This window comes from Roseibacillus persicicus (genome assembly GCF_014651675.1).
In the GTDB taxonomy this organism is placed as follows: Bacteria; Verrucomicrobiota; Verrucomicrobiia; order Verrucomicrobiales; family Akkermansiaceae; genus Roseibacillus; species Roseibacillus persicicus.
This window is the reverse complement of sequence record NZ_BMXI01000007.1, coordinates 1-18,959: the sequence shown is the minus strand read 5'-3', so window position 1 is coordinate 18,959 and position 18,959 is coordinate 1. Positions and strand designations below refer to the sequence as shown.

The following is an 18,959-nucleotide window of genomic DNA, read 5'->3' as shown; positions in this document are numbered from 1 at the left end:
CCAGCCCTGAGAAACTCTCCTCATGCTGTTTCGAATTTTGCTTTCTGGATCACTTGCTCTTCTCTTGGTCTCCTGCCAGCACAGTCGGATTGACCCCTCTTCCAATTTGGTGGTCAAGCAGGTGCAGATTCCGGACGACATGCCCTGGTATTCGCAATTTGCGGTTCACAGCTATATCGAATATCAGCCTACACCAGACCAGTCGTGGCGCCGAATCGAGATCATCAACGAGACCAGCGGAATTCGACATTACGAAATCACCGACAAAGAGCTCCACTCCCCGTCCCGATGGGGCGAATCTGTCCACATCGTTGCGCAGAAAAAAGAGAACGGTCCAAAGCTCGCGAACGAGATTGCATCATTCGCCCGGAGCTACCCTGACGCGAATCGCTATGTGGCTTGGCCTGGGCCCAACAGCAATACGTTTGCGGAAAAGCTACTCCGCCAGACAAGGGCTTCCGGGCACCTCGACCACAATGCGGTTGGCAAAGACTATGGCTGGTATCTCGGCCGCACCGCGGGAGGGACCGGGCTCGAAGTCCAGTCGCCCTATTTCGGCCTTGCCGCCGGTATGACCGAAGGCATCGAGCTTCATTTTATCGGACTCACTGCCGGCGTTGGGATCTGGCCCCCTGCCATCAAGCTTCCCTTTATCTCCCGTCTCCCACCCCGGGCGTCGATGGGAGAGAAGGCTAGTTTGCCGGAATAGAAGCCTCTTCTGCTGCGGGCCTATTGAAAATCTCGCGCAAGTCCTCGGGCATTTGGTCCTCCGGAATGTAGCCGTTGAGCGCCAAAAACATCATCCCCGTCACCACCGTATTCTGGATGGCGTGCATCACAATCGCGATCCACAAACTCCCCGTCAACTCCCTCGCCAGAGTGAAAAGCCCCCCCAAAAGAAAGAGCATCAAGAAGGCTGCCGGATCCTGATACTGGGCGTGAAGAACAGAAAAGAACGCTGCAGTCAGAATCCCGGAACCAATCGGTCCCAGAAAAGACTGTCGCAAGCCCTCGTGCAGCAATCCACGAAACAAAAACTCTTCGAAAAAGGGAGCTCCCACCGACACTCCCAGCAGCAGAAAAATCAGCCAGTTCGTTCCCTCCACCATCCCTGCAATCTGAGCCTGGTCCGCGACGGACTTCTCAGATTGGAAGGGCGAAACGATGAGACCGATCAAAATCATCCCGATTAGCCAAGCGGGAAAGACGAGCAACCACATCCACCATCTCTTGGGCTTTCGCAGCGCCAATCCGCGGGAAAAGCTCACCCCCTTTGCCCGCACGATCAGAAGAATCATGAAGCACCCCACCAACGCGGAGCCGAAACTCATCAAACCCAGCAAATCGCCATCCGCCATCACGATGGAGGTAAAATCACTCAAGCCGTCTCCTTCGAGCCCCTTCGCCCCTTTGTGATGAAAAGCCATGCCCGCCAGCATGCCGACTTGGGCCAATTGCCAGACACAGATCACCACCACCGTCCACAGAATACTCCACCAAGGCCCCCACGGACGGCCTTCGTCATCATCCTGGGGCAAGGAGGGCGGTTTGAGCCCACTTGTAGGAGTGTCATAGGGTGTGAATCCCTCGAAATTCTTTTCGCTCACCCCTCCCCCTTGCCATAGGAAGAGCTTTCTGTCTCGCGAAATTCGATTGGAGTGTTACTTGCCCCGATGAAAGACATTTAAAGACAAAGGGCTCGAACAACTCATCCTCCCAGCTCTAGTTTAACTCATGGTCACTCTTCTCATCGCTCTAGGGGCCTTTGTCGCCTACTTGATTGCTTATCACACCTATGGAAAGTGGCTCTCGCAAAAGATCTTCAAGCTCGACCCCAACCACGTCCCACCTTCCGTCGAATTCGAGGACGGATGCGACTATGTCCCCACCAGCAAGTCAGTGGTCTTTGGCCACCACTTCACCTCCATCGCAGGGACTGGTCCAATCGTGGGACCGGCTCTTGCCGTGATCTGGGGTTGGGTCCCCGCCCTCCTCTGGGTTCTTTTTGGCTCGATTTTCATCGGTGCCGTTCACGATCTGGGAGCTCTTGTGGTTTCCCTCCGCAATCGCGGTCAGACCGTGGGAGACATCGCGGGGAAAGTGCTCTCCGGTCGAGCGCGCATCCTCTTTCTGGGAATTCTCTTCCTCGCCCTGACCATCGTTCTGGCTATTTTCGGGCTGGTCATCGCGGCCGTTTTCAAGGCCTTTCCCGCCTCGATTTTCCCCTGCCTGATTCAGATCCCGCTCGCCATTTTGATCGGCTCCTACCTCCATCGCAAGGGGGTCGGCCTCCTTATTCCCTCCCTCGTCTCACTGGCCTTGATGTATCTCTCGGTAGCTTTCGGGGACGTGGGTCTACTCCTCTCCTTCAATTCCACCCTCGCCGGATGGCCCATCTTCACTTGGGTCGTGTTGCTACTGGCTTACTCCTACATCGCCTCCGTTTTGCCGGTCTGGCTTTTGCTGCAACCCCGGGACTACATCAATTCCCTGCAGCTGGTATCCACCCTTGCTCTGATCTTCCTCGGTCTCATCTGCGCCGCTCTTTTCGGTCTCGACCAAGGTGCGGGCAAACAAAGCCTTGAAATTGCGGCTCCCGCGCTCCGCCTCAATCCCGAGGGCGCTCCGTTCATCTTCCCCTTCCTGTTTATCACCATTGCCTGCGGGGCAGTCTCAGGCTTTCACTGCCTCGTCTCCTCTGGAACCTCTTCCAAGCAGCTTAAGAACGAAGCAGACGCTCAGTTTGTGGGTTTCGGCTCCATGCTCACGGAAGGATTTCTCGCCACCATTGTCATCCTGGCCTGCGTTGCCGGGCTCGGATTGGGCATCCCCGAAGTGGTCAATCAAGTCCCCACTGGCAATTTGCTCGTTGGTAAAGAGGCCTACCAAGCCCGCTACGCCTCGTGGGGGAGCGCGACCGGCCTCGCGGCCAAGGTCGGAGCCTTCGTCGACGGTGCCGCCAATTTCTTGAAGGCGCTCGGTCTCCCCGCCACATTCGCGGTTGCCGTGATGGGGGTCTTTGTCGCGTCCTTTGCCGCCACCACCCTCGACTCAGCCTGCCGCCTGCAAAGATACGTCACCCAGGAACTCGCGGTCCAACTGAAGCTCAAGCCTCTCACCAACAAGCACGCGGCCACCGTGTTCGCTGTGGGCGTCGCGGGCCTTATCGCCGCCATTCCCGAGGCTGGTCAGGAGTGGAAGCTCGCCAACTTGGGCAAGGGAGGCCTACTCCTCTGGCCACTCTTCGGAGCCACCAACCAGCTCCTCGGGGGCCTCGCCTTTCTCGTGATTCTCTTTTGGTTGCGTCAGAAAAACACCCCCTTCTGGTTCATCATCCCTCCCGCCATCCTGATGCTCCTCCTCCCCGGTCTGGCCATGGGCCTCTATCTGTTTCAAGGGGATGGAGCATGGCTGACGGGCACAACTCCCAACTACCTCCTCAGCTCATTCGCGATTGCCACTGTCATCCTCGAAGTCTGGATCATTCTGGAAGGGGTCAAACGCTGGCGAAAGCCGGTGAGTTAGAGCCACTTTCGAGCCGCAAAACTATTTGGGGAATAGTTTCAGCCATCTCTTCGTCGTTTGGTCAGCTTCTTATGAAGACATCCAAACTACATCCAATCGCCTTCGCCGGGATCATCAGCATCTCGAGCTCCGCCACCGCCGCTACCTCCATCCGAGTGAGCATTCAAACAACCGGCCCCGTGGGACTTGCCCCGGGCATCGCCGGTTTCTCCAATGGTTCCTTCGACATCTTTGACCCCGGCAGCGCGGCTTCCGCCGCACTGGAAAATCTCGCCGAAACAGGCAGCCCCGCGGGCTTCATGCCCAGCAGCGGCGGCGCAATTCTCGGCCCGGGAGTCGGGCCCGGTTCCCCACCCATCTTTGCCCCCGGCGCGAGCGGCTCCGCCGTTTTCGAGGTCGCGGACGGTGACAACATGTTTCACTTCGCCTCCATGCTCCTTCCCTCCAATGACTGGTTCATCGGCAATGGCGATGGCTTCGATGTGTCATCCCTCCTGGGGGCAAGCAATGGTTCGAGCCTCTTTTTTGACTTCACCACGGTATGGGACGCAGGCACCGAGCTGGAAGATTTCGATTTCTCACCCGGCAACCCTCTTATCGGAATCATGAACCCCGGAGGCGGAGCCGCTGACTTTGGTACGGACCAGGGTGGCGTGGTCACCGCACTGAGCGGCTCGGATCCCTTCGGCGCCTTTGCCAATGCCGACCTCGGGTTCGATTCGACCCAGTTCGATTTCACCGGCGAACCCATCGCCCGGGTCACCCTCGAAGTCATCCCCGAGCCTTCCACCAGCCTGCTTGCCGGCCTGAGCATCCTTCTGGGACTCAGCCGTCGTCGACGTCACTAAACTTTGCTCCCCACTCCACCCAGCCCCGGCCTCCGCTTCATCCGCGGGAGCCGGGGCCCTCTTCGTTTATGTCCCTCACTGATTTTCAAAGAGGAATAAAGCCCGCGCTGACACCTCTGACCTCCAACGTTTTGTCGAAAAAACACCCAACTTTTGAGGAGGTCGTATCCGACTGCTATGACGACGTCTACCGCTTCGCACTCAGCCTGACCGGCAAGGAGTGCGATGCCGTAGACCTCACGCAGAGCGCCTTTCTCAAGTTTGCGAAAAAGGGTTCGGCGCTGAGAGACGTGAAGAAGGCGAAGCACTGGCTTTTTTCCGTCCTTCGCAACGAATTCATCGACATCTGTCGGAAGAACACCCGCTTCCCAAGCGAAGAACTCGACCCCGGCATGCAGTCAGAAGGTCAAACAGCTGCGGCTCAAAGCGATGGTCAAGCGGTTCTCAGTTGCTTGGCCAAACTCCCCCTCCCGTTCCGCGAAGCGCTGGCTCTCTACTATCTGCAGGGCTACACCTATCAGGAAATTTCTTCTCTTCTCAAGATTCCCATCGGCACCGTCATGTCCCGGCTATCCCGAGGAAAAAGTCAGCTCAGACAACAACTGAAACCCTCCCCCTACTCCCATGGATAAAGACGAAATTCGTAACAACCTTTCTGGCTATCGCCCCGAGATCTATCGCGATGACGATCCCCGGATTGCGCCAAGTCTTCAGGCGGCAAAGGCTGACCCCGAGCTATCCCAATGGCTCGAACAGGAGCTGGCCTTCGACGAGGAGGTCAGCGCAAGCCTACGAAGAGCGCAACCACCAGCCTCCGCGAAAGAAGACCTCCTGAGAGCCTACCGCAGCGAGAGCAAATGGAAGAAAAGAAGACTCCACCTCCCTCTCACGGCAGCAGCAGCAATTCTGGTCTCCTCCGCGTGGATTGCTCACTACTTTCTGATGCCCCCTCCAGTCGAGTTTGCCAGCAATCCCGCTCCCACCGAGCAGACTTTTCGCGAACAGATGGCCTTCTTCGCCAGCCAACGGTTTGTCCTCGATGAAGGATTCTCGACCAACACGGAATCGGTCGCTTGGCTCGCGGAACGAAACTACCCGACCTTGAAGACAATACCCCCCAAGCTCTTTCGCTTCCGGGGCATGGGCTGCAAGAAGATCATGTGGCAAGGCCATCGGGTCAGCCTGATCTGCTTCAAAAACAACTCCAACGAGATCGTTCACCTCTTCGTGCTCGCACGACCAGCTCTCGAGGGCAGTCCGGATGCGTCCAGCAACCTGGAGCAGCTTCTAGTCTTCCATGAACGGGAGACGAAAGGCTGGCAAGACGATGACCAGGTCTATCTCCTCGTTGGCTCCAAGCCGGGAGTAAACATCCCCAACCTGCTCTAGGGGGCCAGAGAATTCATGACACAAGAAAGGCAGCCCGCTGGAGGGCTTGCCCTTCGAAATCCAGGCCAAGAAAGGCTCGCCCAGCACTTTGGAGCCCCTGCTTCCTCACATCCAAGTCCCCCGCCAACGGTGATTCGCAGACACGAAAAAAAGCCTGGGAACCAAATGTTCCAAGGCTCTTTTCGAAAGTCTCTATCCCGCCGATTAAGGCAGCAAGTTGACAGCACGAGCGCGCTTGATCTCGCGGGTGATGCGGCGATGCATCTTGGCGGAAACACCAGTCACACGACGAGGAAGGATCTTTCCGGTTTCGCTGGTGAACTTGGCGAGAACCTCAGGATTGAGGTAGCTGACTTTTTCAAGCGGCAAATCGATGCGCTTGCTAGTCATGCGGCGGTTCGCTTTACGGAAAGCGATGCGGCGTTTGACGGTTTTCGGTTCTGAGATAACTGACATAAAATTAAAGTCTATAGATTAGCGCATTTCGCGGTGCAAGGTGCGGCGACGCAAGAAGGGATTGTATTTCATCTTCTCGAGACGACCTGGAGTCCGGAGGCTCTTTTTATTGCGGGTAGAGTTATACCGGGACGTTGGCTTGCCCTCGGCTTTCGCTTCGGTGCATTCTAGGATAATAATATCGCGGGGCATGATTCAGATTGGGAAAAGGGGCGGGAGACTAGCCTAATCGTCGGACGCGTCAAGAGAAACCGACCGACTACTTTCAGCAAATGCGCCGAAGCCATATTCGCCGGGATGAACTCCCCGCGTGCGCTGGTCCGCTTCCCACTTTTCGCGGCAAGCCATGGTCAGACGGGCGAAGGGCAAAACTTCCAAACGTTCCTGCGGAATCTTCTCCCCGGACATCTCGCAGATTCCATAGGTCCCGTTGGCAATGCGCTCGAGGGCCATCTCGACTTCATGAAGAGCGTCTTTCTCTTTTTCCAGCATGCTCAGGGCCAAGTCACGGTCATAGGAATCACTGCCGGCATCACCCTGATGCTGACCATTCCCGGCATCGGAGCCTTCGGATACCGCTTTGATGGCCTCGCTCTGAACCCCGTGGAGGGCTTCCATCAGGTCATCGCGCAAGTCGAGGAGCTTCTGCTGCTGCTTTTTCACAAAAGCAGTCATCTTGACGGGGGCAGCCTTCTTGGCTGGAGTGGCGGTCTCCTCCTTGGCAGTCTTGGTCTCATCTTTAACAGCATCGCCGGCCGAAGCCTCTTTTTCGGCTTTCGCTTTGCTCGGAGCCTTCTTTGCGGCGGCTTTCTTGGTCGTCTTCTTAGCGGGCATGATTTTTTGTGATCAAAGGAGGGTAATCTGATTTCCCTTGCTCCTTAAAAAGGAAAAGAGGGGCGTCAATTACGTGCCTAACCAAAACTCCGCAAGTCGAAAATGAGGGTGCAGGTCCCCCACCCCTTTTCACAGGCCTTTTGAGACTTAGGCTTGAACGCGTCATTCGCCCAACGTAACACCCATCAGCACCATGGAATTGACCGCTATCATTGAGGCTCTGATGATCGCCTCGGACGATCCTCTGCCCTCCGCCGAGATCGCCCGCCTCATCCGGGCCAGAATCGCCGAATTGGAGGACGAACTCTTGGCCGAGGGCGAGGAAGACAGCAAGGACTACGCCGAGCCCTCTGCCGAAGAATCCCCGGCAGAACCCACTGGTGGCCTGACTGCGGAATACAAACAGCTCGCGGAAGTCACTGATGACGAAGTCATCGAAGCCATTGCGAAGCTCAACGAAAGCTACGAGGAGACCGGCCGTTCTTTCCGGGCGCTCGAACGGGCCAAAGGCTGGAAAATCTATACCGCCCCGGAGTTCGGGGACTTTGTGAAACACTTGTTCCCTGGTCGCAAACCCAAGCGCCTGTCCGGCCCGGCCATGGAAACCCTCGCGGTAGTCGCCTATCGTCAGCCGGTGACCAAGTCCGCCATCGATGCCGTCCGCGGCGTAGCCTCCGATGGCATGCTGCAAAAGCTACTCGACCTGGAGCTGGTGAAGATCGGAGGTCGCGCGGACTTGCCGGGACGCCCTCTTCTCTACGAAACCACCGACTACTTTTTCGAACACTTCGGTATCAAGTCCCCGGACGAGCTGCCCAATGCCCTCGAGCTCCGTCGAATGGAATTGCCCGAAGCCGCCGAAGAGGCACCCGAGGACGAGGCCCCGGCACCAAAAGAGGAAAAGCAACTGCCCCTCGCGTCCCCCACGCCTCAGGCGGAGGAGGAGGAAGAAAAGCCTGCGGCCCCCGCCGAGGACTTTGCCAAGCCTGATGAGGTCGCGCCCGATGAAGAGGAAGAAGACACCCCTCCGACCGATTCCGAGTAGTTCCCACGATTCGAAGTTCCCTTTCCTGAAAATCTCTCCTTAATCTCCCACCGTGACCCTTGACGAAATTCGCGTCCACATCGACGCCATCGATTCTCAACTCCTCGACCTCCTCTCCCAACGCGCCGACTTGGTCCATGAAGTCGGAGTCGTAAAGAAGCGTGATGGCCTTCAGATTTACGCCCCCGAGCGCGAAGACGCCCTTCTGAAAAAGCTCGTCGCAATGAACGAAGGCCGCCTTCCCGAGCGTTCCATTCGGGCCATTTACCGCGAAATCATGTCTGCGGCGCTGGCCTTGGAGGACGACATGAAAATTGCCTACCTCGGTCCGGAAGGAACTTGGACCCATCAGGCGGCGATCAAGAAGTTCGGCCATTCCGTGGAATATCTTCCGCAAGCGAATTTCGCGGAAGTCTTCGACCAAGTTGCCCGTCGCAAGGCCTCCTATGGCGTCGTGCCCATTGAGAATTCCACCGAAGGGGCCGTCTCCCACACCCTCGACCTCTTCGTCGATTCCCCTCTCCGCATCTGCGCGCAAATCCTGCTCCGCATCGAAAACAACCTGCTGGCCTCCATTCCCCGAGAGGAAATCAAGACTCTCTATTCGCATCCCCAGGTCTTCGGACAGTGCAAGAACTGGATTCTTCGCCATTTTCCCAATGCCGACCTGGTCGAGGTCTCTTCCACCACCCGGGCAGCTCAAATTGCCTCTGAGAGAGCTTCCGAGGGCGCCGCGGCGCTGGGCGGAACCCTTGCCGCCGAGTTGAACCAACTCGAGATCATCGAGTCCTCCATCCAAGACCGCGCCACCAACACCACGCGCTTTCTCGTGGTTTCCGAGAAGACCTGTCCGCCCACCGGCAACGATCGAACCTCCATCCTCTTCGCCGTCCGCGACCAACCCGGCTCCTTGGTCGATGCCTTGAAAGCCTTTAACGCCTTCGAAATCAACATGTCGAAGATTGAATCCCGCCCTTCCAAGCAAAAGGACTGGGAATATATTTTCTACGTGGACCTAGCCGGCCATTGCGAAGATCCAAAACTGGCCGATGCTTTGAAGGAACTCGAAACCCACTGCTCACTCGTCAAGCTACTCGGCTCCTACCCCGATTCGGAGGAATAAGGATAGCCCTCTTCACTCATACAAATTGCTAACAGTCTATGAGATTTACAAAGTCTCATTTTTAGGACATCCTAATTCTTCTCAGCTTTCTATTTTAAAAATTTTTCATGGCACGCGCATCCAATCTCACCATGTGTTCCTTCTGTGGCAAGAGCCACTCGGAGGTCAAGAAGCTCATCGCTGGCCCCGGTGTCTACATTTGCAACGAGTGCATCGAGGTCTGCTCGACCATTCTTGACAAGGAGCTCGCTGGCGACAAGCGGGAGCGCATTGCCGCCCCTCACGACCACGAGATTCCCAGCCCGGCCAATCTGATGGAGAAGCTGGACGAATTCGTCATTGGCCAGAATCACGCCAAAAAGGTCCTCTCGGTTGCGGTCCACAATCACTACATGCGTCTCTTTAGCGACGATCAGGAACTCCCCGACGAGTTTGCCAACGTCGAGGTCGAGAAGTCCAACATCCTGCTCCTGGGCCCCACCGGTTCAGGAAAGACGCTTCTCGCCCGCACCCTCGCCCGACTGCTCGACGTGCCCTTCTGCATCGTGGACTCCACCAACCTGACCGAGGCGGGCTACGTCGGCGAAGATGTGGAAAACATCATTCTGCGACTTCTCCAAGCCGCTGATTTCGATGTCGAGAAGGCAGAGCAAGGCATCATCTATATCGACGAGATTGATAAAATTGGCCGCAAGACCGAAAACGTTTCCATTACCCGCGACGTCTCCGGCGAAGGGGTTCAGCAGGCTCTCTTGAAAATCCTCGAAGGGTCCGTTTGCAATGTTCCTCCTCAAGGCGGGCGCAAGCATCCCCAGCAGGAGTATATCCAGGTCAACACCGAGAAGATTCTCTTTGTGTGCGGAGGTGCCTTTGTCGGAATGGAAGACATCGTCAAGCGTCGCCTTGGCAGCAACTTCCTTGGTTTCCGCGCCGATCAGGAACAGAAAAACGAGGACCTCGAACAGAAGAATATCTTGGAGAAAGTGCAGCCCGAAGATCTCCTTCACTTTGGCCTCATCCCCGAATTCATCGGCCGCCTTCCCGTTCACTCCGCCCTCAACAAATTGGGTCGCGAAGATCTGGTTCGTATCCTCACCGAGCCCAAGAACGCCCTCGTCAAGCAGTACTCCAAGCAGTTGGCCCTGCACGACGTCAAACTCAAGATCACACCCGACGCCCTCGAAGCCTTTGCTGACGAGGCGGTTAGTCGGGGCACCGGGGCGCGTGCCCTGCGCAGCATCTTCGAGCGCATCATGCTCGATGTCATGTTCGAGGTGCCCTCCCGGGATGATCTGGAGTCTGTCACCATCACTCGCGAAGTGGTCGAGGGCACAAAGGAACCTGTTCTTCGGAAAAAAAGACGGGCAGCTTAGGGGAGTGTCGCTTCTGCTAGAACGAATGAAACATCTCACAACGCTTCCTTTTCTAATCGCTCTCGCAGGCTTGTCCTCCTGCGCCCTCAGTAGCGAAAAACAAGCCGAAGAAGATCAACCGATCTCCGGCTCCATCCCTCCGCCTACTGGGGCGAACCTGGCTGAACCGCAGCCAAGTCCGGCCGCGGAATCCCTTCCTGAGATCGATGTCACCTCCGAACAAAGCGGTGAAACCAATCCAACGGAAAAGCTCATCAAATCAGGCGACTTCATCTTTAGCGATCCGACCATCGACCTTCCCAAGTCTCAGGACTTGGCCTCTCCCCCCTCGTCGCTCAATCCGAAGCCGACGGGAATCGACAACTCCAGTGAGACAGACGCCGCCGACCAGCCTCTGGTGCTGCAACCCTAGTTCCCGGAGCCCTACCGGAGGCCTTCCGTGATCCACTAGGCCACCATCACCGCGCTGCCTTCTTCGGCAATCTTTCGCAAGAGAGGATGACCTTCTAACAGGGGGTCATTCTTGAGCACATCGTCAGCCAATCGCCGGGCCTCGCGCACCATGTCGACGTCAGCCAGGAACTCCGCGAAACGCAGCTCGCCCAGACCGCTCTGAATCGTCCCCAGGACCTCTCCAGGGCCGCGCAAAATCAGGTCGGCTTCCGCGATCTTGAAACCATCGTTGGTCTCTGCCATCACCTCCAGCTTCTCGACCCCGTTCTTGCCGTCGCTGCTCAGGATGCAATAGCTCTTGTGTTCGCCCCGACCGATTCGTCCCCGCAATTGGTGCAACTGGGCGAGCCCAAAACGCTCGGCGTTCCAGATCACCATCACGTTGGCATTCGGCACATCGACTCCCACCTCGATCACAGTGGTGGCCACCAGGACTTGCGTTTCGTTGGCCCGAAAGCGCGCCATCACGGCATCCTTTTCTTCAGGTGCCATCTTGCCATGCAACAACTCCACCTCCCAATCCTTGAGCCGCTTTTGCCACTTGGGAAACTCCCCAACCGCAGACAGCGCCTTCACCGAATCACTCTCTTCCACCAACGGAAAGACGAGATAGATCTGGCGCCCCGTCTCGAGTTCTCCTTTTAAAAATTTGGTCACCTCACTGACCTTCGGCTTCACCCTCACGCCCGTGACGATCTTACCCCGTCCCGCCGGTCGCTCATCCAGCACCGAGACATCGAGGTCGCCATAAATGGTGAGGGTCAAGGTGCGCGGAATCGGTGTCGCGGTCATCACCAGCACGTCGGGCGCGATCCCCTGCTGAATCAGGCGCCCCCGCTGGAGCACGCCGAATTTGTGCTGCTCGTCGATCACCACCAGCGACAGACGGTCGAACTCCGCCCGGTCAAAAATCAGAGCATGCGTTCCGATCAAGATGTCCGCGTTCTCAGTCTCCTCATCGCGAGCCCCGGTGAGAAGACCCACCTTCACCCCCAGAGGTTCCAGCCACTTGCAAAACGTCAGCCAATGCTGCTCGGCCAAGATTTGAGTCGGAGCCATCAGGGCGGCCTGATTGCCGGAGTCGACAGCCATCAGCATCGCACACAGCGCGACAAACGTCTTTCCGCTGCCCACATCTCCCTGCAACAGCCGGTTCATCGCCCGCTCACTGCGCATATCGTCGATGACCTCTTTCACACTCCGCTTCTGAGCATCGGTCAGGTCGAAGGGAAGCGAGTGATAGAATTCCTTCAGCAAAGTCGTCTTCCGGCCCTGCGAACGTCCCTCCTGCTCATCATGCCTCATGCGTCGCCACAGGACCTTCACTTGCATCTCGAAAAACTCCTCCAGCGCAAACCGTCTCCGCGCGGCTTCGGTCTGCTCGATGGCATCCGGAAAGTGAATTTCACGAAAAGCCTCCAAGCGCGGATAACTCCCATCGACATCGTAACTCGCCATCAGCGAATCGGGTTCGACCTCTTCTAACAGTCGCGCCATCAACTCCCGAATCTTCCGCTGGGGCAGCCCGCTGACTCCGCGGTAAATCGGCACCACGCGATCCACATGAAGCGAATCCCCGCCCTCCACGATTTCGAATTCGGGATGCTCCATCACCATTCGCCCCCCGACATCCTTCACCCGGCCATAGACAATCACCTCGTGCCCCACCGCCACCATCTTGCTGACAAAAGGCATGTTGAACCACCGGCAAGACAACGACCCACCGCCAAAGACATTTCCTCCCCCAGGCTCCTCCAACACCACTTCGTAGTAACCCTTCTTGGCCCCGAAGCGCTTCTGCACGGAATCGATAACAATGCCACGGAGGCAAAGCGCATCGCCGCCAGCCTGCGCTGGAAAGGCGTCGAATTGACGGCGGTCTTCATAACGCTTGGGAAAGAGTTGCAGCAACTCACCCACGGTGCGCACTCCCACTTTCGCGAGACCTTCCCGCTCTTTCTCCTTTAGAAAATCCAGTGACTCCTGAGCACGCACAACGGGCCCACCTTGAACTTGTTCAGGTAAACATCAATCCGGAATCGTGGCTGTCCGGAGTTCGTTTCTTTGCTTCGCAGCTAACGGGAAGAGATTTCGCGAAATTCTTCTGCCACAACGGCCTTACGTTCCTGAGCTCTACATCTTACCTAGGAGCGGACAAGCAAGCTTTGTCCGGCTCTGGGAAGGATTGAGAACACTTCGCGGCTTCAGCAAAGCGGAAGCAAGCTGTCCACACTCCGAGAAAGCCTGCTCTATCGATCGGGTTTCTAGTTGGTTCTGGCGGGCTTGGGTCCGTAGCGGCGCGCCACTTTCGGGGGCAGATACTCGGTATATTCCGCGACCCACTCTTGCGCTGCGGCTTGGTCCTGTTTCATCCAGCGGGAAAGATAGTTGTTGGTATACTTCTCCCGCCATCCTTCGTCGGAAAGCCTCAACGCTCCCACCAAGGCCACCCCCGGTTCGGCATTGAATCCCCGCTCGACCAAGTCCACCCAGGCTCCATCGTAGTCCGGGTCATCACCCAAGTTCTCCAGCCAAGCGACCGCCGCGCGAGGATCTTCCCGCGCCATGTGAGTGACAATTCCCTCTGCGGCCTCGGTGCGCGTGTCCTCGGGGAGAGAACTCACCCAACGCTGCGCCCCAGCCAGATCGGTCCGCGCATAGCGCAGGGCCACTTCCTCACTCGCCTCTCGGCGGGCTTCTTTCGTGCCCAGCGAATCAATCCACGCCGCCGCCACCACCGGATCTTCACCCGCCATGCGACGCGCCATCCACTCGGCTCCGTTGCTTTGCAAGTCGCCACTGCTTAAACTCTCAATCCAGTCCTTCGCCGCCGCCTCGCCCTTTGCCAGGACGTAAGGCATTGTCGACTCCATGGCATGCCATTGCTCGCGACTACGAGGCAATTCGCCAATCAGACTGGCCGCGAGGTCCGGGTCCGTGCCCGCGATTCCTTGAATCGCCCCCACCAACCAATCGTTGGCACCTTTTCCCTCATGATTTTCCCGTGCCCAAGCAATGGCAGCGTCCGGATCATTGGACGCCCAGGTCGCCATCGCCGCAAACTGCATGCGGTCATCCTGGTCATGCTCCTTCAGATACTCCGCCGCCGCAATCGGGTCGCGCGCGGCCCAGGCCGAAATGATCAGAAGGCGCTCCTCCCGCATCACCCCATTGAAACCCTGCTCCGCAATCTCGGCCAGCATCGCCCCAAAGTCTTCCGTGTTCGTTCGCTCCAGCTTGGCGGTCAGCTTTTCGAAACGACTGCCCATATTGCCATCACTCATGATTTCGCTCACCGAATAGCTTCGGCCCGAGCTTCGGGTGGAAGAAGAGCTTTCTTCTCCGGCGGAAACAGAGCCTTGCGCTTCGAGAGAATTGGACCTTGCCGAGGTGACCTGCTTCGAGCCTGCTGCGCTCGAGCCATCTTGGCCCATTCGTCCCACAGTGACGCCTCCAACAAAGAGGAGTATGCCACCACCTGCCAGAAGCCATCCTTGTCGTTTCATCCCTACTTATTCGTTGCGACAAAGGCCTTTCTAGCAAAAATCTACGTCGCCGATCCGGTCGTCATTTGCCGAGATTTTAGGCACTGACTTGAAACCACGTTTATCTCCCCTGCTTCGCGCCTTAGTTTGCTCCCCATTCCCGCCATGCTCCCTCTCATTCTCGGCCTCGAAGGCCCCACTCTGACCGACGCCGATCGTGACAGAATCGCAAAGTGGCAGCCTGCCGGCTTCATCCTTTTCACCCGCAACATCGTCGACGCCAGCCAGACCCGGGCCTTGACCGACGAGCTACGGGAGCTGAGCGAACACAGTCCTATCATTGGAATCGATAACGAAGGCGGACGCGTCTGGCGCACGGCCGGACTTTGTCCCACGCCCCCCAACGCCTCCACCTTTGGCGAAAAAGGGAGCTACAAACAGTCGGCTTGGTTCGGAGCCCTCGCTGGGCGCCATCTCGAGATGCTGGGGGTGAATATGAACTTTGCCCCCGACCTCGACATCGATCATCAACCCGAGGACTCCAATGCCCTGCGCGGCCGCTGCTGGGGTCGTGACTCCCAGAGCGTGATCGATCACGCGGGCAACTTCAGCCGCTGGCAACGGAAAAATGGCGTGCTCTCCTGCGGCAAACACTTTCCGGCTGGCGGCCGGGCGCGGGTCGATCCCCATCACGACCTGCCCGTGGTGGAAGCCACTCTGGACGAACTCCTCGCCACCGACCTCCTTCCCTACACCGCGCTCGCGCCGGAACTCGACGCCATCATGATTGCCCACATCCGCTATCCGGCTCTCGACAGCGAACTCCCCTCATCCCTTTCCCGCCGCATCATCACCGATCTCTTGCGCAATCAACTGGGCTACGAGGGCCTCATTCTAACCGACGACCTCGATATGGGAGCGATCACCAACGGCTATGGCCGAGGCCGCGATTTCGAGCTCGCTTGGCTGGCCGGGAACGACCTGCCTTTGCTGTGCCACGAACTCGATACCCTGGACCTCGCCGCCGAGGCCTTTGGCAAGCTCCCCAGCGATCGGCGGTTTGATATCGAAGACCGCTTGGAAAAAGCCCTCCGCAAACTCCCCATCCCTCCTGCTTTTTCGATTGAGAAACTGGACAAATGCCACCGGGAGCTATCGGACCTGACGAAAGAGCTCACCGGCGAAGAATGCTTCACCATCGAAGCCAGAACCCAGTCTCCCGTCGAGGACTACTAGGAACAAGACAGAGTATCAAACCGACAAATTGTTTCCTGTAGTTGTCGCCACTCGTTCAATAGTAAACACCTCCAAACCAATCTCTTCTAACCTTTACAGAAGAGTCGAGAAGTCTAATTTGGCGTTGGTCCCCCCTTGCGCCGTCATGAAACTTCAAATTTTTAGCCTCAGGCTTTTTCTCGTTCTGTCACTTTTCAGCTCCCTACACGCCCAAGTTGTCACCAATCGCGATGATAGTGGGCCTGGCTCTCTTCGGGATACCATCACAAGCGCTGCGGCGGGAGCGACCATCACCTTTGACCCTAGTCTCAGCGGACAAGAGATCTATCTCAGCAGCCAATACCTTCTCGACAAAGACCTCATCATTGATGCCTCGTCTTTGAGGCAAAGAATCATTTTGGACGGGAGCAATACCAATCGAATCATCGAAGTTACAGGAAACCGGTCCATCACCTGCCGCCGCATCACCTTCCAAAACGGGACCGGAACCTCCACTATGGCGGGAAATACACGAGGAGGAGCTATCGCCATACGCGACTCCGGGGACCTCGTGCTCGAAGACTGCCAGTTCACCTCATGCCAAACTTCCACGGGTGGCGGTGCGATCTTCAATCAAAGCGCTGACCTCACTCTAAAGCGCTGCTTCTTTGGTTACAATCAGGCCAGTGTAGACGGTGGGGCTATCAACTGCAATGGAGGTCTTACCAACATCACTAACTGCACCTTCCTCCAAAACATAGCAGGCGGCAGCGGAGGTGCCATTAAATATAGCGGAAGCTCCGATTTCAGCCTCACTTCGTGCACCCTTGTTACCAACTCCGCAGAGGTAGCTGGAGGAGGACTCATCTATCTCGGTTCCAGCCAAGGCAAGCTGACACTCCAAAATTCGATTCTCACGAACAACGGTGCCCCAATCGGCGCGGATCTTCGCAACGATGGTTCCACCAGCACTATCGGCAGTAACCTTCTCTCCAACATTTCAGACTCAGGACTCTTGAACGGCAGTGTATCCATTACAACTGAGCCTTCCCTTGCCCCTGAGGACTACTACGGTGGCCCCACCCTCACCATGCCACCACTCATGGACTCTCCCGCCCGAGATGCTGGCGGCGAGACAGACCCGGGAGGCACTGACCAACGGGGCTCCCCGCGCTTCTCCAACGGTGCCCTTGATATCGGAGCAGTTGAAATCGGGTCTTTGGTAGTCAATACAACTGACGACAATACAACTGACGATGAGAACCACGGTTCGACAGAAAATGTCAGCCTGCGAGAAGCCATCGCATTCGCTCTTCCAGAATCAGTAATCACTTTCGATACTTCTGTCTTTAATGGCAGCCAAGGCTCGATTCTACTGACGGAAGAACTCACTATAGGAAACGAGCTCACGATCGATGCATCTGCTATCACTAACAAAGTCACAATCGATGCCAACGCCACTGAGTTCGAACGCCGACGTGTTTTAACTATTGAGGCCGAATCCAGCGTCGAGCTTCGCAATCTCATCTTGACCGGTGGTTGGACGGAGGATGGTGCAGATGGCGACGACAGCAGTAGTGGCGATATGAACAGCGGTGAAGGCGGCCACGATGGTGGCGATGGTGGCGGTATCTTGTTAAATTCTTTTAGTGAATTAACCCTGTCCTCCACGTCGGTTGCCAATAACCAAACGGGTAATGGAGGCAATGGCGGTAGCGGTGGTGATGGTGGCTACGGCGGTCATGGTGGTCACGGAGGAGGCATTCTTGTCCGCCCCAACAGCACCCTTGTTCTCAACTCCTCTTCGGTTAAGGAGAATAAAACAGGAAATGGGGGCCACGGCGGTGATGGTGGCTCCAACGGGAACTATAATCGTGGCGGTAGAGGAGGAAACAGCGGAGCCGGTGGCGGAATTTTTGTCGATAGCGATAGCCAGCTGACTCTCGCCTCTTCCTGCGTTTCCGGCAACAAAACGGGTCACAAGGGAAATGGTGGCAACGGTGGCGACTACGGTGAAGGTGGCTCTGGCGGCAGGAGTAACAAGGACGGCGGCGGTGGAATCTATATGAGTCCTCATAGCGAACTGACTCTGGATTCTTCCGCAATTACCAACAATCGGACCGGCAACGGTGGCGATGGTGGTGATGCCAACATGGACTCCAATCGCTTTGGCGGCGCTGGTAGCAACGGTGGCCCAGGCGGTGGGATCTATGCCTCCACTCAAACCATTCTGACGCTCGACTCCTCGCAAATCACCAGAAATCACACCGGCGAAGGTGGCATGGGTGGCAGCGGCGGAGACGAAGGCGAAGATGGCAATTCAGGGGTAGGTGGCGATGGCGGTGGCATTCGAAGTTCCTCGGAAGGCTTGACCCTTAGCCTCTGTACTCTGTCTGAAAACCAAACTGGCCGAGGCGGCCGGGGCGGCGGTTTCTTTTGTTCTAATTCCCAGTTGAATGCCTCTCATTGCACCATCGCCTCTAACATCGCGTTAGGAGAAGGCGAAGGCGGTGGAATTGCGAGCGAGAATTCCGAAATCACTTTGCAGAATTCAATTCTCGCGGGAAACTCCGCCTCATCCGGCCCGGATTTGAGAGAGTTCAATACTTCCAACACCCTAACCGTCACGGGAAACAACATATTCTCGAGCTTGTCAGGCCAAAGTTCTTTCACTCCGGACAACCCAAACCTGTTTATTGGCAACCCCTTACTCGCCCCTCTGGGCGACTATGGAGGTCCTACTCATACCATGATTCCGCTCCCTGGCTCCCTTGCAATCAATGCGGCAAACTCTTCCACCGCAACTCTTGATCAGCGGGGCTTCGCAATCAACGATGGCCAGCCGGATATCGGAGCCACGGAAGTTCGAGCCGATGATTTCACTTTTCAAGAACCAGTCCTCGAAGCCCTTTGGAACACGGATCACGACCACGATGGCTCTCCCTTTGGCTTGGAAATTGCCCTCGGAACCGATCCCGACAAACCCGACGCCAATGCCCCCCAGAACCTCTCGCTCACTTTCAACGGTATTGGACAACCGGTTTTGGAGTTTGCTTACAGTTTGGGAGCCTTGCCCTTCACCAACTACCTCATCCTGCACTCCTCGTGAGGTGCAACTGATTTCTGGACCAGTTTGAGGGTTAGTTTTGGTTGAAGAGAGTTTCGAATTTGGAGGGTGATTGGTATCCTAGAGAAGAGTGCTTTCGACGCGTG

Annotated in this window: 17 protein-coding genes; 11 read left to right on the top strand and 6 right to left on the bottom strand. The window is 56.8% G+C overall.

Annotated elements, in window-relative coordinates; genetic code table 11:
• Positions 1-22: 22 nt before the first annotated feature.
• Entirely contained in the window at positions 23-709 is a 687-nt protein-coding gene (locus IE099_RS09210) for a DUF3750 domain-containing protein (RefSeq protein WP_189569634.1), read from the top strand.
• On the opposite strand, the gene IE099_RS09205 is transcribed toward IE099_RS09210, so the two are convergent.
• Complete coding sequence (locus IE099_RS09205) at positions 693-1,607, bottom strand: CPBP family intramembrane glutamic endopeptidase (protein ID WP_189569633.1); 915 nt, start codon at positions 1,605-1,607, stop codon at positions 693-695. The two genes, IE099_RS09210 and IE099_RS09205, sit on opposite strands and share 17 nt — an antisense overlap.
• Before the next feature lie 127 nt (positions 1,608-1,734).
• Between IE099_RS09205 and IE099_RS09200 the strand changes: the two genes are divergently transcribed.
• From IE099_RS09200 to IE099_RS09185, 4 genes are all read left to right on the top strand, one after another.
• Positions 1,735-3,525, top strand: a complete 1,791-nt coding sequence (locus tag IE099_RS09200) for a carbon starvation CstA family protein (protein ID WP_189569632.1) — start codon at positions 1,735-1,737, stop codon at positions 3,523-3,525.
• Between the two features lie 71 nt (positions 3,526-3,596).
• Positions 3,597-4,373: a spondin domain-containing protein gene (locus IE099_RS09195; protein WP_189569631.1), complete on the top strand. Its 777-nt coding sequence runs from the start codon at positions 3,597-3,599 to the stop codon at positions 4,371-4,373.
• A 131-nt stretch (positions 4,374-4,504) separates the two neighbouring features.
• Complete coding sequence (locus IE099_RS09190) at positions 4,505-5,005, top strand: RNA polymerase sigma factor (protein ID WP_189569630.1); 501 nt, start codon at positions 4,505-4,507, stop codon at positions 5,003-5,005.
• Complete coding sequence (locus IE099_RS09185) at positions 4,998-5,762, top strand: hypothetical protein (RefSeq protein ID WP_189569629.1); 765 nt, start codon at positions 4,998-5,000, stop codon at positions 5,760-5,762. The genes IE099_RS09190 and IE099_RS09185 overlap by 8 nt, the downstream gene beginning before the upstream one ends.
• Positions 5,763-5,966: 204 nt before the next feature.
• Here IE099_RS09185 and rpsR read toward each other — a convergent pair whose 3' ends face one another.
• The 3 genes from rpsR to IE099_RS09170 are packed head-to-tail and all read right to left on the bottom strand — an operon-like array spanning position 5,967 to position 7,052.
• Positions 5,967-6,218 (bottom strand): 30S ribosomal protein S18, encoded by a 252-nt coding sequence (rpsR, locus tag IE099_RS09180; protein ID WP_189569628.1) that lies wholly within the window; start codon positions 6,216-6,218, stop codon positions 5,967-5,969.
• Between the two features lie 18 nt (positions 6,219-6,236).
• Positions 6,237-6,410 (bottom strand): 50S ribosomal protein L33, encoded by a 174-nt coding sequence (gene rpmG / locus IE099_RS09175; protein WP_189569627.1) that lies wholly within the window; start codon positions 6,408-6,410, stop codon positions 6,237-6,239.
• Between the two features lie 33 nt (positions 6,411-6,443).
• Positions 6,444-7,052: a TraR/DksA family transcriptional regulator gene (locus IE099_RS09170; RefSeq protein ID WP_189569626.1), complete on the bottom strand. Its 609-nt coding sequence runs from the start codon at positions 7,050-7,052 to the stop codon at positions 6,444-6,446.
• Positions 7,053-7,245: 193 nt separating this feature from the next.
• On the opposite strand from IE099_RS09170, the gene scpB reads away from it, so the two are divergent.
• From scpB to IE099_RS09150, 4 genes are all read left to right on the top strand, one after another.
• Entirely contained in the window at positions 7,246-8,097 is an 852-nt protein-coding gene (scpB, locus tag IE099_RS09165) for an SMC-Scp complex subunit ScpB (protein WP_189569625.1), read from the top strand.
• A gap of 52 nt (positions 8,098-8,149) precedes the next feature.
• On the top strand, positions 8,150-9,220 hold the full coding sequence (gene pheA / locus IE099_RS09160) for a prephenate dehydratase (protein WP_189569624.1): 1,071 nt from the start codon (positions 8,150-8,152) through the stop codon (positions 9,218-9,220).
• Positions 9,221-9,327: 107 nt separating this feature from the next.
• Positions 9,328-10,593 (top strand): ATP-dependent Clp protease ATP-binding subunit ClpX, encoded by a 1,266-nt coding sequence (gene clpX / locus IE099_RS09155; RefSeq protein ID WP_189569623.1) that lies wholly within the window; start codon positions 9,328-9,330, stop codon positions 10,591-10,593.
• Positions 10,594-10,618: 25 nt separating this feature from the next.
• Positions 10,619-11,005 carry a hypothetical protein gene (locus tag IE099_RS09150; protein WP_189569622.1) on the top strand — a complete coding sequence of 129 codons (387 nt, stop codon included), beginning with the start codon at positions 10,619-10,621 and terminating at the stop codon, positions 11,003-11,005.
• 35 nt (positions 11,006-11,040) lie between these two features.
• On the opposite strand, the gene recG is transcribed toward IE099_RS09150, so the two are convergent.
• Positions 11,041-13,041, bottom strand: coding sequence for an ATP-dependent DNA helicase RecG (gene recG / locus IE099_RS09145; protein ID WP_189569621.1), 2,001 nt, complete (start codon positions 13,039-13,041; stop codon positions 11,041-11,043).
• A 269-nt stretch (positions 13,042-13,310) separates the two neighbouring features.
• Positions 13,311-14,552 (bottom strand): hypothetical protein, encoded by a 1,242-nt coding sequence (locus tag IE099_RS09140; RefSeq protein WP_189569620.1) that lies wholly within the window; start codon positions 14,550-14,552, stop codon positions 13,311-13,313.
• A 144-nt stretch (positions 14,553-14,696) separates the two neighbouring features.
• Here IE099_RS09140 and IE099_RS09135 point away from each other — a divergent pair, with 144 nt between their 5' ends.
• Together IE099_RS09135 and IE099_RS09130 are read left to right on the top strand one after the other, a co-directional pair.
• Positions 14,697-15,767, top strand: coding sequence for a glycoside hydrolase family 3 N-terminal domain-containing protein (locus tag IE099_RS09135; protein WP_189569619.1), 1,071 nt, complete (start codon positions 14,697-14,699; stop codon positions 15,765-15,767).
• A 145-nt stretch (positions 15,768-15,912) separates the two neighbouring features.
• Complete coding sequence (locus IE099_RS09130; RefSeq protein WP_189569618.1) at positions 15,913-18,855, top strand: right-handed parallel beta-helix repeat-containing protein; 2,943 nt, start codon at positions 15,913-15,915, stop codon at positions 18,853-18,855.
• The last annotated feature ends 104 nt before the right edge of the window (positions 18,856-18,959 follow it).